The sequence below is a fragment of the Thermomonospora umbrina genome (genome assembly GCF_003386555.1).
GTDB classification, from domain to species: Bacteria; Actinomycetota; Actinomycetes; order Streptosporangiales; family Streptosporangiaceae; genus Thermomonospora; species Thermomonospora umbrina.
The window spans coordinates 6,115,367-6,127,379 of record NZ_QTTT01000001.1 but is presented as its reverse complement, the minus strand read 5'-3'; the positions used below and the strand labels follow the sequence as shown (position 1 = coordinate 6,127,379).

General features: G+C 73.5%; 15 protein-coding genes. 8 read left to right on the top strand and 7 right to left on the bottom strand.

Annotation, left to right across the window (positions count from 1 at the left end):
* Nucleotides 1–6 precede the first annotated feature (6 nt).
* The gene (locus DFJ69_RS27470) at nucleotides 7–312 is read left to right on the top strand and encodes an ATP-binding cassette domain-containing protein (protein ID WP_211328804.1); all 306 of its coding nucleotides are present in this window, start codon (nucleotides 7–9) and stop codon (nucleotides 310–312) included.
* Between the two features lie 36 nt (nucleotides 313–348).
* Here DFJ69_RS27470 and DFJ69_RS27465 read toward each other — a convergent pair whose 3' ends face one another.
* Nucleotides 349–1,677: a lysine N(6)-hydroxylase/L-ornithine N(5)-oxygenase family protein gene (locus DFJ69_RS27465; protein WP_116025259.1), complete on the bottom strand. Its 1,329-nt coding sequence runs from the start codon at nucleotides 1,675–1,677 to the stop codon at nucleotides 349–351.
* Between the two features lie 140 nt (nucleotides 1,678–1,817).
* On the opposite strand from DFJ69_RS27465, the gene DFJ69_RS27460 reads away from it, so the two are divergent.
* On the top strand, nucleotides 1,818–2,186 hold the full coding sequence (locus DFJ69_RS27460) for a hypothetical protein (RefSeq protein WP_116025258.1): 369 nt from the start codon (nucleotides 1,818–1,820) through the stop codon (nucleotides 2,184–2,186).
* Nucleotides 2,187–2,188: 2 nt separating this feature from the next.
* Here DFJ69_RS27460 and DFJ69_RS27455 read toward each other — a convergent pair whose 3' ends face one another.
* The gene (locus DFJ69_RS27455) at nucleotides 2,189–2,791 is read right to left on the bottom strand and encodes a hypothetical protein (protein WP_116025257.1); all 603 of its coding nucleotides are present in this window, start codon (nucleotides 2,789–2,791) and stop codon (nucleotides 2,189–2,191) included.
* Nucleotides 2,792–3,181: 390 nt separating this feature from the next.
* On the opposite strand from DFJ69_RS27455, the gene DFJ69_RS27450 reads away from it, so the two are divergent.
* The gene (locus tag DFJ69_RS27450) at nucleotides 3,182–4,222 is read left to right on the top strand and encodes a permease (protein ID WP_116025256.1); all 1,041 of its coding nucleotides are present in this window, start codon (nucleotides 3,182–3,184) and stop codon (nucleotides 4,220–4,222) included.
* The gene (locus tag DFJ69_RS27445) at nucleotides 4,219–4,980 is read left to right on the top strand and encodes a TIGR03943 family putative permease subunit (RefSeq protein ID WP_116025255.1); all 762 of its coding nucleotides are present in this window, start codon (nucleotides 4,219–4,221) and stop codon (nucleotides 4,978–4,980) included. The genes DFJ69_RS27450 and DFJ69_RS27445 overlap by 4 nt, the downstream gene beginning before the upstream one ends.
* Nucleotides 4,981–4,986: 6 nt before the next feature.
* Here the strand turns inward: DFJ69_RS27445 and DFJ69_RS27440 are convergent, their stop codons facing one another.
* Entirely contained in the window at nucleotides 4,987–5,553 is a 567-nt protein-coding gene (locus tag DFJ69_RS27440; RefSeq protein ID WP_116025254.1) for a thioredoxin domain-containing protein, read from the bottom strand.
* A gap of 73 nt (nucleotides 5,554–5,626) precedes the next feature.
* The gene (locus DFJ69_RS27435) at nucleotides 5,627–5,959 is read right to left on the bottom strand and encodes a hypothetical protein (RefSeq protein ID WP_116025253.1); all 333 of its coding nucleotides are present in this window, start codon (nucleotides 5,957–5,959) and stop codon (nucleotides 5,627–5,629) included.
* Between the two features lie 214 nt (nucleotides 5,960–6,173).
* Between DFJ69_RS27435 and DFJ69_RS27430 the strand changes: the two genes are divergently transcribed.
* The gene (locus tag DFJ69_RS27430) at nucleotides 6,174–7,115 is read left to right on the top strand and encodes a helix-turn-helix domain-containing protein (protein ID WP_116025252.1); all 942 of its coding nucleotides are present in this window, start codon (nucleotides 6,174–6,176) and stop codon (nucleotides 7,113–7,115) included.
* Between the two features lie 149 nt (nucleotides 7,116–7,264).
* The gene (locus DFJ69_RS27425; RefSeq protein WP_116025251.1) at nucleotides 7,265–7,531 is read left to right on the top strand and encodes a hypothetical protein; all 267 of its coding nucleotides are present in this window, start codon (nucleotides 7,265–7,267) and stop codon (nucleotides 7,529–7,531) included.
* Nucleotides 7,532–7,607: 76 nt separating this feature from the next.
* On the opposite strand, the gene DFJ69_RS27420 is transcribed toward DFJ69_RS27425, so the two are convergent.
* Nucleotides 7,608–8,009: a PPOX class F420-dependent oxidoreductase gene (locus DFJ69_RS27420; RefSeq protein ID WP_116025250.1), complete on the bottom strand. Its 402-nt coding sequence runs from the start codon at nucleotides 8,007–8,009 to the stop codon at nucleotides 7,608–7,610.
* A 183-nt stretch (nucleotides 8,010–8,192) separates the two neighbouring features.
* On the opposite strand from DFJ69_RS27420, the gene DFJ69_RS27415 reads away from it, so the two are divergent.
* On the top strand, nucleotides 8,193–9,248 hold the full coding sequence (locus DFJ69_RS27415) for a phosphotransferase enzyme family protein (protein WP_116025249.1): 1,056 nt from the start codon (nucleotides 8,193–8,195) through the stop codon (nucleotides 9,246–9,248).
* A gap of 24 nt (nucleotides 9,249–9,272) precedes the next feature.
* Here DFJ69_RS27415 and DFJ69_RS27410 read toward each other — a convergent pair whose 3' ends face one another.
* The gene (locus DFJ69_RS27410) at nucleotides 9,273–10,670 is read right to left on the bottom strand and encodes a coiled-coil domain-containing protein (protein ID WP_211328802.1); all 1,398 of its coding nucleotides are present in this window, start codon (nucleotides 10,668–10,670) and stop codon (nucleotides 9,273–9,275) included.
* Between the two features lie 129 nt (nucleotides 10,671–10,799).
* On the opposite strand from DFJ69_RS27410, the gene DFJ69_RS27405 reads away from it, so the two are divergent.
* Nucleotides 10,800–11,504: a (2Fe-2S)-binding protein gene (locus DFJ69_RS27405; RefSeq protein WP_211328800.1), complete on the top strand. Its 705-nt coding sequence runs from the start codon at nucleotides 10,800–10,802 to the stop codon at nucleotides 11,502–11,504.
* A gap of 2 nt (nucleotides 11,505–11,506) precedes the next feature.
* Here the strand turns inward: DFJ69_RS27405 and DFJ69_RS27400 are convergent, their stop codons facing one another.
* A complete protein-coding gene (locus DFJ69_RS27400) occupies nucleotides 11,507–12,013 on the bottom strand; it encodes a GbsR/MarR family transcriptional regulator (RefSeq protein ID WP_211328798.1) in 507 nt (168 codons plus the stop codon).

Genomic DNA, 12,013 nt, shown 5'->3' with positions numbered 1-12,013 from the left:
AAACACGTGACGGTCAAGTCGCCGACACCCGACGACCTCGCGCACCAGATCGACATGCTCGACCTCACCGTCGACCTCAACCGCAAGGAGGACCGCACGGTCGTCATGGCGCTGCACGACCTCGATCAGGCGTGCCGGTACGCCGACCACGTGGTGGTGATGAAGGCCGGCCGGATCCTGGCCGAGGGCGCCCCCGGCGACGTGGTGGACGCCGACCTGGTCGAGGAGGTCTTCGGCCTGCGCTGCCAGGTGGTGCCCGACCCCGTCAGCGGCACCCCGCTGATCATCCCCATCGGCCGGCACTTCTCATGACGAGGGGCCCGGACGGGCGGTCGGGATCGCCGCGGGTCAGCGGGACAGGGCGTACGCGGGCGCGTCCGTCGCGGCCCGGGCGGCGATGGAGGCGACGATCTCCCCGACCCGCACGGCGGTGTTGGACAGCAGCGTGGAGGTGATGCCGTGCGAGTCCTCGGTGGCGCCCTGCAGATAGATGCCGCAGCGGACGTCGTCGGTGGTGGCGATCCGGTAGTCGCGTTCCACCCGCAGACCGCCCTCGGGCCGCCGCAGGCAGTGCTCGGCCACCTCGCCGAGCAGCGCGGCCGGGTCCCCGGTCCGGTAGCCGGTGGCGTACACGACGGCGTCGGCCTCCAGTGTGGTGCGCTCTCCCGTCGGCAGGAACTCCACGGTCGCCCGGACGCCGTCGCGGTCGGCGCGGGACTCGACGAGGCGGGACGCGTTGAGGAAGCGCAGCCGCCGCTCGCCGGTCACCTGCTCCTGGTAGGAGCGCCGGTACAGCTCGTCGATGAGGTCCAGGTCCACCACCGAGTAGTTGGTGGAGTGGTGGTAGTCGAGCAGCATCCGCTTGACGTCCTCGGGCGCGGCGTAGAAGTGGTCCACGGCGGCGGGGTCGAAGATGCGGTTGGCGAACGAGCTGTCGTCGGCGGGCGTGTAGCCGTACTTGGTGAAGATCGAGCAGATCTCGGCGGTCGGGAACGTCCGGTGCAGGTGGTCGGTGGTCTCGGCGGCGCTCTGCCCGGCCCCCACGACCAGGAGCCGCCGCGGGTCCCGCAGCCCCGGCGTCCGGTGCAGCAGCTCGGAGCTGTGCCACACCCGGTCGGTCGAGACCACGCCCTTGGGCAGGACCGGCTCCAGGCCGGAGGCGATGACCAGGTTGCGGGTCCGGCGGGTCACCAGCTCATCGGAGCAGCCGCCGTGCCGGACGACGACCTCGACCGCGTCGACCGGTCCGTCGCCCGGCACCGGACGCACCGCGACGACCTCCGAGCCGTACTCCACCTGGTCGGAGAAGCTCGCGGCGGCCCACTCCAGGTAGTCGTGGAACTCCGCCCGCGAGGGGAACATGGTCTTGTGGTTGATGAAGTCGACCAGCCGCCCCCGCGCCTTGAGGTAGTGCAGGAAGCTGAACTCGCTGGCCGGGTTGCGCATCGTCGCCAGGTCCTTCAAGAAGGACACCTGCATGGTGGCGCCGTCGATGAGCATCCCCCGGTGCCATCCGAACGCGGCCTGCCTCTCGAAGAAGACCGCGTCCGGCCCCTCCCCGCCCGCGGCGTGCTCGCGCAGCGCGATGGCCAGGGCCAGGTTCGAGGGTCCGAAGCCGATGCCCACCAGATCGTGGACGTGGTCCACCGGGAGTGAGGCAGGGGGGAGGGGGGGCATGGGGGTCCTTTCCGCGGGATCCAGACCTCCGGCACTTCCCCGAGGGGCGCATGCCGGTTAGGTTAGGCTCGCCTAACGAAGGGGAGCCTAACCCTCCCGAGTCCCTGCCACAAGGCCACAGCCCCACAGGAGGACAGCCCATGCGGGTGGCCATGTTCGCCTATCAGACCTGGGGTCACCATACGTTGCGGGCGCTGCTGGACGCCGCGGGGCACGAGGTGGCCCTGGTGGTCACCCACCCTGCCGGCGATCACGCGTACGAGCGGCGCGGCGAGCGGATGCGCATCACCCGGGCCTCGATCTCCCGGGGGATCTACGGGGGGACGCCCGGCCGGATCTTCATCAAGGAGGGCGACGGGGTGGTCGTCGTCGCCGGCTCCGAGGCCCGGCGGGGCCGCAGCCACGGGCTGCTGATCGAGCAGGTCCGCACCGATGACGGTACGGACCTGCCCGCGACGGAGTACTTCCGCACGATGGGCGGCTACCTCACCGCCCACCCCGCGATCTGAGGTCAGGAGCCGAACGGGCGGGGGGCGCCCTTGGTGCCCTTGCCCTTGCCCCACTTCAGGACCTCGTACTTGACGCCCTTGAGGTGGCCCTCGCCACCGCCGGCGTTGTACTTGTCCTGCGGCTTCTCGCCGTCGAGCAGGTAGCGGAAGGTGTAGGTGTCGAGGTCGAGCATGATCCCCCGGTGGGAGGGCTCGCCCGGACCGCGGTCGCCGACGAAGCCGACCACGCTGCGGCCCTTGTAGCTGACCTTCACCTTGGTCATCATCGGCCAGCTCGGGCTGGCGAACATGCCCTTCTGCATGGCCTTGCCGCTGGCGGGGGCTCCGGTGTCGCCGTTGATGCCGGAGCCGTCGTCCCAGAAGTAGGACGCGGTGGTCCGGCCGGAGGCCAGGACCTTGCGCTCGGACCTGGCCTTGCCCTTGGACTCGGCCTTGGTCCCCTTGCCGCCGCCCGCGAGGGCGGCGCCCCGTTCACCGGCGGCCGCGGGGGCCTGGGACCTGGTCTCGGCGCTGGCGGCCCCGTCGATCACGCCGACGGTGATCCCGGTGACGAGAACGGCTCCGGCGACACCGGTCAGGGCGGCGAACTTGGCATGCTGGCGCATGGGCTTCCTTTCGCTGTGGGGCATGTGGGGGCGCGGCGGATTCACGCGGAAACCCTTTGCGGGCACGCAGCCGCCGGCCTCGTACGGCCTTGAGGTAAGGGGAAGAAAGATCGCCGGCGGGGCCGGACAGCCCAAGAACGTCGCAGCTCAGCGACGGGGCCGGCGAGAGGAGACCCCGCCTGGCGGGCGGGGCGCCAACGATATTGGCTCTGTCATCTCACGGTCGGGCTTGGCGGTTCGTTGACCGCCGCATCGTCGTGAGTATATGTACGAATACCAAGAACAGCCCAAATGCCCGGTTTTATTCGTTCAGCCAGGTAGATCTTTTGGAAGGGCGCCCTCGAACCGTTCGGAGCCCTGTGCGCGCCGCGGGTCTGGCACCATGGCGGCATGACGGACCGAGCCGGCACGCGGACGGCCGACGCGCGCGACGACGGGCCGCTGCCGCCCTCCGACCGGCCGCCCCCCAGACCCCTCGGCCCCGAAACCCGGGCCCTGGCGGCCTTCGCCGTGCTGGCCGCCGTCCTGGCGGTGGGGCGGATCTGGGTCGCGCCGCGCGTCGACGCCGGGGCCGTGGACACCTGGACGACGATCTTCGTGGCGATCTGCGTGCAGGCCCTGCCGTTCCTGGTGTTCGGCGTCACCCTGTCCGCGGCGATCACGGCGTTCGTCCCGCCCTCGTTCTGGAACCGGGTGCTGCCGCGCAGTGCGGGCGCGGCGGTGCCGGTGGCGGGCGCCATGGGGGCGGTGCTGCCGGGCTGCGAGTGCGCCTCGGTCCCGGTGGCGGGCGGGCTGATGGCCCGCGGGGTCGCCCCCGCCGCCGCGCTGACGTTCCTGCTGGCCGCCCCGGCGATCAACCCGATCGTGCTGATCGCCACCGCGGTCGCCTTCCCGGACGCGCCGGAGATGGTGATCGGCCGGTTCGGCGCCTCGCTGATCGTGGCGGTGCTGGCGGGGTGGGCGTGGCTGTTCTTCGGCAAGGGCGAGTGGCTGCGGATCCCGGCGAGGCCCGCCGTGGCCACGGGAGCGGCGCGCTGGGAGGCGTTCCGGCAGGCGATGCGGCACGACATCATGCACGCCGGGGGCTTCCTGGTCGTCGGCGGTGTGGCGGCGGCCACGATCAACGTGGCGGTGCCCGCCGGGTGGGTCTCCGGGGTCGCCGGGATCCCCCTGGTGTCGGTGCTGACGCTGGCGCTGCTGGCGGTGCTGATGTCGATCTGCTCGGAGGCCGACGCCTTCGTGGCCGCGAGCCTGTCGCAGTTCTCCCCCACCGCGAAGCTGGCCTTCCTGGTGGTGGGGCCGATGGTGGACCTGAAGCTGATCGCCCTGCAGACCGGGTTCTTCGGACGTCGGTTCGCGGTGCGGTTCGTCCCGCTGACGTTCGCGCTGGCGGTGCTGGTGAGTCTGGCGGTCGGAGGGATCCTGCTGTGACCAGGGCGGCGCAGAACCTGCTGTTGATCGTGCTCGGCGCGGCGGTGGTCTGGATCACCCTGGTCACCGACGAGTACCTCAACTACGTCAAACCCGGCTTCCGGCCGCTGCTGGCCGCCTCGGCGGTGGCCGTGATCGCGCTCGGCGCCGTCGGGCTCCGCCGCGAGTGGCGCGACTCCCCCGACGACGCGCACCAGGAGCACCAGGGGCACCGGGAGACCCACGACGACGGGCACGGCCACGACCACGGCCGCGGGCCCCGGGTGGCGTGGCTGCTGTGCCTGCCCGCCCTGGCGATCTTCGTGATCGCCCCGCCCGCGCTGGGCTCGTTCACCGCCGAGCGCGACACCGACCGCGTCGCCGCGCCGCCGCCCCCGCCCGCCGAGGGGTTCGGCCGACTGGTCCCCACGGGGAGGCCCGTCGACATGACCATGGGCGAGTTCATCGGGCGCTCCTTCGAGACCCAGAGCGGTCTGTCGAACGGGCTGCCGGACGTCCAGGTGCGGCTGACCGGCTTCGTCGGGGCGGCCCGCGACGGCGGATGGCGGTTGACCAGGCTGAAGATGTCGTGCTGCGCCGGGGACGCCATCCCCTTCCAGGTCACCGTGCACGGCCCGGCCAGGCCCTCCAAGGGCGCGTGGGTCAGCGTCGTCGGCACCTGGATGCCGCCGCGGGCCCCCGACCCGGCCGGCGGCGCCCACGACCTGCGAGGGCTCGCCGTACAGCCGGTCAAGAAGCCGAAGAACCCGTACGAGTGACGCCGGTCAGCGGCCGATCAGGGCGCGGACGCGTCGTTCGAGGTCGTCCTCCGCGAGCGGCCCGGCGTCGAGGGCGCCGCCGCCGTCGGCCCTGAGGAACAGGAACGAGGGTCGCGAGGGCACGCTGAAGTGCCGGTGGAGCCGCCCGTCGCGGTCGTCGAGATGGGTGAGGCCGCCGGTCCCGGTCCGGGCGACGAAGTCCATGAGCCGACCGCGGTCGCCGCCGGACCCCGCCACGCCGACGAAGGCGGCCCCGTCCCGGTGGCGCGCGGCGACCTCCGCCACGGCGCGGCCCGCGGCGACGCACTCGGCGCAGCCCGGCGCCCAGAACCAGAGGACGACGGGGCGCTCGGCGAGGTCGGGGCCGTGGAAGGGACGGCCGACGAGAGTGGTGGCCTGGAAACGGAGCCGCGCGGGGAGGCTGCGCAGGCGTCCCGTGGGCGGGCGATCACCGGCCGACGGCCGTACGGCCACGGGCGTGGGGTCGCCGGTCTCGTCGCCTCCGCCGCCGCAACCGGTGAGCGATCCCGCGACGAGCGACGCCGTGACGAGGAGGAGCACCGGCCGTGTCATACCGACGAGGCTAGTGACCTGGGAGATCACCCGCTCCGACAAGGCCGAGAGGGCTCGTGCGGAGCCCGCACGGTCAGTACCGCGGGTGGCCGACCGGCTCCCGGGAGGGGAACACCTGGGGCTGCGGGCCGGTGTGCCGAGGCGGCACCGGTGCGGGCTGGGGGGCCGGCGCGGGGGGCGCCGCCGCCGCGGCCGCCCGGGCCTCGGCCAGGATGATCGACAGGGCGCGGGCGGCGTCGGCGTCCATGCGGACGAGCACGCTCGGGCATCCGGCCGAGTCGACGAAGGGTGATACGCCGGGGGCGCTGGTGACGCCTCTCCGGCCGAGCGCCTGTCGCAACTCCTCGCGGAGTTCTTGAGCGAGCCACAGGGCTTCGCGATCGCTGTCGGTCAGGTGTGCGTTCATCGCGATCTCCGGGGGGTCACGCCGGGGGGGCCTGCGGGCTATCCTGCTCCGTACAGTGTGCAGGTGCAAGGTCTGATGCACGTGCATTTCCACCAAAGATCACGCGTAACCAACCGGTCGCCGTATCGTTGGCCGCGTCGGAACCGGCCGCGACCCCCTGACGAACAGGCGTTTCACCCCCCCGTCACCTCTCGTCACCCCAGGAGCGCGACCCATGAGCACCACCCCCGCGGAGGAGCCCGCGCCCCCCGCCGCGGTGCTCGACTGCCATGGGAACGGTCCCACGGCGCTGCGGATGATGCTCGGCTCCCAACTGCGCCGGCTCCGGGAGGTCAAGGGACTGTCCACGGAGCAGGCCGGACACGCCATCCGGGGGTCCCACTCCAAGATCAGCAGGATGGAGAACGGCCGGGTCGGTTTCAAGGAGCGGGACGTGGCCGACCTGCTCACCCTGTACGGCCTCGTGGACGCCGAGGCCCGGTCCGCCCTGCTGGCGCTGGTGCGCGACGCCAACACGCCCGGCTGGTGGCATCGGTACGGCGACGTGCTGCCCGACTGGTTCCAGGTCTACATCGGGTTGGAACAGGCCGCCTCGCTGATCCGCACCTATGAGGTCCAGTTCGTGCCCGGCCTGCTGCAGACCGAGGACTACGCTCGGGAGGTCGTCCGGCTGGGCCATCCGGAGGCGTCCTCCGAGGAGATCGAGCGCCGGGTGGACCTGCGGATGACCCGGCAGGCGCGGCTGCACGGCCCCACCCCCCTCAAGCTGTGGGCCGTGGTGGACGAGGCCGTGCTGCGCCGCCCCCTCGGGGGTGAGGAGGTCCAGCGGGAGCAGGTGCGGCGGCTGTTGGAGCTGACCGAGGCCGACCACATCACCTTCCAGGTGGTCCGGTTCTCCGCCGGAGGGCACGCCGCGGCCGGGGGGCCGTTCTCGCTCCTGCGCTTCGCCGAGCCCCGGCTCTCCGACGTGATCTACCTGGAGCAGCTCACCAGCTCCCTCTACCTCGACAAGCCCGGGGACGTGGACCGCTACCGCCAGGTCATGGACCGGCTGTCGGTGGAGGCGTGCGACGACGGCGAGACCCGCGCCCTGCTGAGGGCGATCCTGGGCGAACGCGGCCGGCACGGTCGGGACGCCGCCCATACGCGCCCCTGAGAGAGCCCCTCGCCACGGGATCGTTCGTATCCCTCAGAACGGTTGAACATTGGAGCATTTCCGCGCAAGCTGTCCTCTGTGCGCGCGAGGGCGGGGGTGGTCGGCCGACTCGCGCGCCGCCGCCCGCGACCGTCGACAGGACACCATTGATGTTCGAGATCTGGGAGAGCGGCGAACCGGCCAGGTTCGTCAGTGACGCCGACACCCTCAAGGGGGCGCTCGACAAGGTCGACACGATGTGCCGGCTCCGCCACGATCAGGCGGCGGCCGACCTGGAGCGCCCCGAGGACGGCTACCACTTCGAGATCCGGGACGAGGGCGGCGCGTCGCTGGCCTTCCTGGACTACGTGCCGGACCCGTCCAGGCCCTACCAGAGCGTGATCGTCCAAGAGCTGCTGCGGCTGGAGAGTCCCTGACCCGACGCACGACCGGGCCGCGTGCCCCCTTCTCGGGGACACGCGGCCCGTGTGCGCGGAGGGCTCGTCCGGACGGTCAGGAGCCGCCGGCGCTGTAGACCACCTGCTCCGGCGCGAGCCGCACGGTGACGCGCTGCTCCCCCTCCTTGCGGAACGGGTAGGAGTCGGCGTCCAGGTACTTCTTGGCGAGCCGGTCGATGATCTTGTCGGCCCCCTCCAGCTCCAGCGTGACCGTCCCCGAGACGCTGACGTAGTGGTAGTCGTCGTCGGGGTCCAGGACGCTCACCGAGAGCCGGGGGTCGTTCTTGAGGTGCCGGTCCTTGGCGCGGCCCACCGCGGTGTTGACGATCACCTCGTCCCCGTCGACGTCCACCCAGACCACCGTGCTGTGCAGCGACCCGTCGGGGCGCACCGTGGTGGCCCAGCCGTGCAGTGGGCGGCGCAGCAGGGCCTTGGCGTCATCGGTCAGCTTTCCCATGAATTCCTCCGTGTCCGTTAAAGGGAGCGCCATGTCACCAGCGCCGAACGCCGCCGCTCTGTTCCCGGAGCCGGCGACGGATTCCCCACGACGCCCGTGGCGCGGGCCGTGGCGGGCTTTCGCCGGTGCGGGGGACGCGTGTAGCGTCGGCGGCTGAACACCAGTTCGAGGAGCCATGCCGGCATGGAATCCGACGTCGAGCCGCCCCCACCGCGGCTGCTGCGCCGCTGGGAGCGCGCCGATCCCCGGGAGGTCGTCGCGCTGCCGGGCGGCGGGCCGCACCGCGCCTGGCGGGTCGAGACCGGGGCGGGCGCGCTGCTGCTGAAGCGATACGGGGACGCCGACCGGCGGCGGGTGCCGTTCGAGCACTCGGTGACGGCGGCGCTCGACGCGGCGGGGCTGCCCGTCCCGGCCGCGATCCCCGCCCGGACCGGCCGCACCGTCGTCCGGGCGGCCGGGCACGCGTACGCGCTGTACCCGTGGATCGAGGGCGCGCGCCGGGCGGGCCTGGAGCTGTCCCTGGGCCAGTGCCACGAGCTCGGCGGGCTGCTGGGGCGGCTGCACGCCGAGCTGGATCGGCTCACGCCGCCCGTGCAGCAGACCCTGCTGGTGCCCACCAGTCGGGCCGCCGACACGGTGGCGGCCGTCGACCGGCTGCTGGCGGCGCTGCCGGAGGACGGCGACGATTTCGACGCGCTCGCCGAGCGCCGGCTCCGCGAACGGCGGGAGCTGCTCGGCGAGCTGGCCGACCATCAGCCCCCCGAGGCGGAGGCGTTCACGGTCGGTTACGTGCACGGCGCCTTCCACGCCGGCAACCTCCTGTACGGGCGGACCCGTCAGGTCACGGCGGTGCTGGGTTGGGGCGCGCTGCGGGTGGCGCCGTTCGCGGGCGACCTGGTGCGCGCGGCGGCGGCGCTGTTCGCCGGGCACGGCGAGGACCGGGGCCTGGACCTGGGCCGGGTGGAGTCCTTCGTGCGCGGCCACGCCGCCGTCTTCCCCCTGGACGCCGGCCAGCTCTGCTCGGCGGTGCACCGGCTCTGGTGGGAGCACCTGTGCGACCTGGGCCCGCTGCGCCGCCACTACCTGGAGCGCGACACCCTCGGCGAAGGGACGTTCGCGGCGGACGCGGCGCTGGTGGCCTGGTGGACCGACCACCTGGACCGGACGCTGGACGTCTTCGCCGCCCCGTACACCGCCCCCGAGCGGCAGGACCAGGCCGGGCACCTCGACGGACCGTGAGCCCGGGTGCGGCCCGGCGGCCCCTCAGGGCCGGGCGAACAGCGGGTCGTCCCGTCCCGCCCCCTCCTCGCGCACGCCGCCCGGGGAACCCGCGTCGTACGAACCCGCGTCGTACGGGCCCGGCTCGTACGACGACGGCGGCATCGGGGCGAACGAGCCGGACGTCGCGTTGTAACCCGTCACGGGGGCCTCGTAGAGGTCCGTGCCGGCCTGCTGCGGCGGGACGGGGGCGGGCTGCGGGCCGGGGCTCTGCCGGAGGGTGTTCTGGGTGAGGTGGTCGATCTGGCGACGGGCCCGATCGGCCTCGGCCCTGGCCGCGTCGCGTTCGGCCGCCAGCGCCGACAGGGCGGCCTGGAGCTCGGCGACGGTCTGGGCGAGCTGCTGCGCCTGCCCGGCCTGCTCCGCCAGCCGCGCGGCGGCCTGGTCGCGCTCGGCGACCGCCTGCTGCGTGTGCACGAGGGCGGTGTCGCGTTCGCCCAGCGCCTCCTTGCAGCGCACGGCGGCCCGGGCCTCCGCCGCCTCGGCCTCGGACTGGGCGCGGCGGGCGGCGGCGCGCTCCTCCTCGGCCTTGGCGGCCGACTGCAGGGCCTGCTGCCGCTGCGCCTCGGACTCGCGCATGGCGACGCGCAGGTCCTCGGCGCCTTGGCGGAGGACGTGCGTCTCGGCGCGCTGGGACTCGGCGGCGGCCTCGGTCTCGGCCAGCTTGGCGTGCAGGCCGACCAGCTCGGCCCGGCTGGACTCCAGCGCCGACAGCAGCTCGGCCTCACGGGCGGTGACGCGGTCGCGTTCGGACTCCGCCGCCTGCTTGGCGGCGACCGCCTGCTGGGCGAGCTGCTGCATCTCCTCCCACGCCTGCTGGGCGGCGTCCCGCTTGGCGGTGGCGAGCTTGGCCTCCTGCCGGGAGCGCCTGGCCTCCTCCTCGGCGGTCTGCATCCGGGAGCGGGCGGAGGCGGCCTCGTGGCGGGCCTCCTCGGCCTGCCGCTGCGAGGCGTCCCGCTCGGTCTGCGCGACGGCCAGGTCCCGGGCGGCCTCGGCGCGGACCTCGGCGATGCGCCGCTCGACCCCGGCGACGCTCAGCTCGGAGGCCATCGACTCGGCGAGGCCGTCGGCCATCTTCTCCAGGCGCTCCACCATCTCCCACGTCCAGGCCACCTGACCGGTCAGACCCGGGGCGTCGCGGCCCCGCTCTCGCCGGCCGCGCGCCTCGCGCACGCAGGCGCCGTCGTTGTCCTGGCAGTACCGGATCGTGCGGACGCCCCCGACGGGTTGTGGCACCGGCCGGCCGCAGTTGGCGCACGGCCAGACGGTGACCGGGTCCCCCACCCGGGCCACGACCGTGTCAGCGTCCCCCTGAGGGCCGGCGTCGTCCCCGTGCGCGACCAGCTCCGCACCGTCGACGCCGGACTCTTCGCTGTTCGACATAGGGGCACCTTACGCATTTGACGGATGTGTCGGCACTGTCTCAGACGTGGATCTGGCAACTTCCACCCCACGTGTCACAACAAGAACCGGTCCCCGCCACGGCGCGCATCCGGTCCTATACTCCCGGCTGTGAAACAGGCCCCTCCGGCGTCCGTGGCGGACGCGCTCGCCGACGTGGCCGGGATCGGCCCGTTCTTCGCGGTGTCGACCGATCCGGCGGAGGAGGTCGACCCGCTGTGGCGCTCGTTCCCGGACGGGGTCGCCGCGCTCATCGAGGTGACGGCCGCCCGGATGGGCGCCGCCGAGGCGCGGGTCGCCGCGTCCACCGCGCATCTGGGGCTCGCCGCGCGCCTGTGGTCACCGGTCCTCGGTTCGGCGCTCGTCCACGGGGTGGTGCCGAGCCTGGCCCCGCTGCGGCATCGGGCGGGCGCTCCGGGCGCGGTGCCGCTGTGGCTGGCGGAGGTGCGGGGGCTCCGCGTGGACGGCCCGGCGGAGGCCGCCGAGGCGGTCTACCGCTCGGTGGTCGAGGAGCAGCTCGAGGGTGTCAACGCCGCCGTGCACCGCGAGGCGCGGATCGCCGACGGGCTGCTGTGGGGCAACGCCGCGTCCGCGCTGGTCGGCGCGCTGCGGGTGTTGGCGACGGCACGGCCCGCCGTGGCCGGCCGCTGCGGCGAGCTGGCCGGGGCGCTGCTGGGCACGGGCGGGCTGCGCGGGTCCGGCACGGCGGTCGGGCCGGGGCTCGGATTCCGACGCCGGAGCTGCTGCCTGTACTACCGGGTCTCCGGAGGGGGCCTGTGCGGTGACTGCTGCTTCACCACGGCCCCCCGGTCGTAGCCTCAGGCGCCCCGGTGGCGCTGTTCGCGGTGCTCGCGCCAGCGTTGCAGCATGGCGTCGAGCTCGGCCTGCATGAACTCGAAGAACGCCGCCGACTCGGCGAGTCGTTCGGCCGCGGGGCCGCCGGACCCGACGATCTTCTCGCCCTCGCGCAGGGAGACCACCCACTGGTTCAGCACCTTGTCGCGTTCGGCCATGACGCTCTGCCAGACGTCCATCCGGACCCGGTAGAGGTCGCGTCGCGACCCGGGGTCGCGTTCGCGGGTGACCAGGTTCAGCCGGCCCAGGTAGCGGACCGCGCCGGAGATGGCGGCGGGGCTGACCAGGAGCACCTCGGCCAGCTCGGCGGCGGTCATCCGCCCGGGGTCGCTGGCCAGCAGCGCCACGAAGACCCGGGCGGGCATGCGCGGCCACCCGGCGTCGGCGAGCTGGCCCGCGAACCGTTCCACGAAGCCCAGCACCGCGTCGTCGCGCCGGTCGTCGCGCTCGGCGATCGGCGTCTCGTTCAC

What these genes read in the sequence shown, in the direction of transcription:
- DFJ69_RS27465 (WP_116025259.1), bottom strand. Translation starts at nt 1,677, where the DNA reads ATGCCCCCCCTCCCCCCTGCCTCACTCCCGGTGGACCACGTCCACGAT.
- DFJ69_RS27460 (WP_116025258.1), top strand. Translation starts at nt 1,818, where the DNA reads ATGCGGGTGGCCATGTTCGCCTATCAGACCTGGGGTCACCATACGTTG.
- DFJ69_RS27455 (WP_116025257.1), bottom strand. Translation starts at nt 2,791, where the DNA reads ATGCGCCAGCATGCCAAGTTCGCCGCCCTGACCGGTGTCGCCGGAGCC.
- DFJ69_RS27450 (WP_116025256.1), top strand. Translation starts at nt 3,182, where the DNA reads ATGACGGACCGAGCCGGCACGCGGACGGCCGACGCGCGCGACGACGGG.
- DFJ69_RS27440 (WP_116025254.1), bottom strand. Translation starts at nt 5,553, where the DNA reads ATGACACGGCCGGTGCTCCTCCTCGTCACGGCGTCGCTCGTCGCGGGA.
- DFJ69_RS27435 (WP_116025253.1), bottom strand. Translation starts at nt 5,959, where the DNA reads ATGAACGCACACCTGACCGACAGCGATCGCGAAGCCCTGTGGCTCGCT.
- DFJ69_RS27430 (WP_116025252.1), top strand. Translation starts at nt 6,174, where the DNA reads ATGAGCACCACCCCCGCGGAGGAGCCCGCGCCCCCCGCCGCGGTGCTC.
- DFJ69_RS27425 (WP_116025251.1), top strand. Translation starts at nt 7,265, where the DNA reads ATGTTCGAGATCTGGGAGAGCGGCGAACCGGCCAGGTTCGTCAGTGAC.
- DFJ69_RS27420 (WP_116025250.1), bottom strand. Translation starts at nt 8,009, where the DNA reads ATGGGAAAGCTGACCGATGACGCCAAGGCCCTGCTGCGCCGCCCACTG.
- DFJ69_RS27415 (WP_116025249.1), top strand. Translation starts at nt 8,193, where the DNA reads ATGGAATCCGACGTCGAGCCGCCCCCACCGCGGCTGCTGCGCCGCTGG.
- DFJ69_RS27410 (WP_211328802.1), bottom strand. Translation starts at nt 10,670, where the DNA reads ATGTCGAACAGCGAAGAGTCCGGCGTCGACGGTGCGGAGCTGGTCGCG.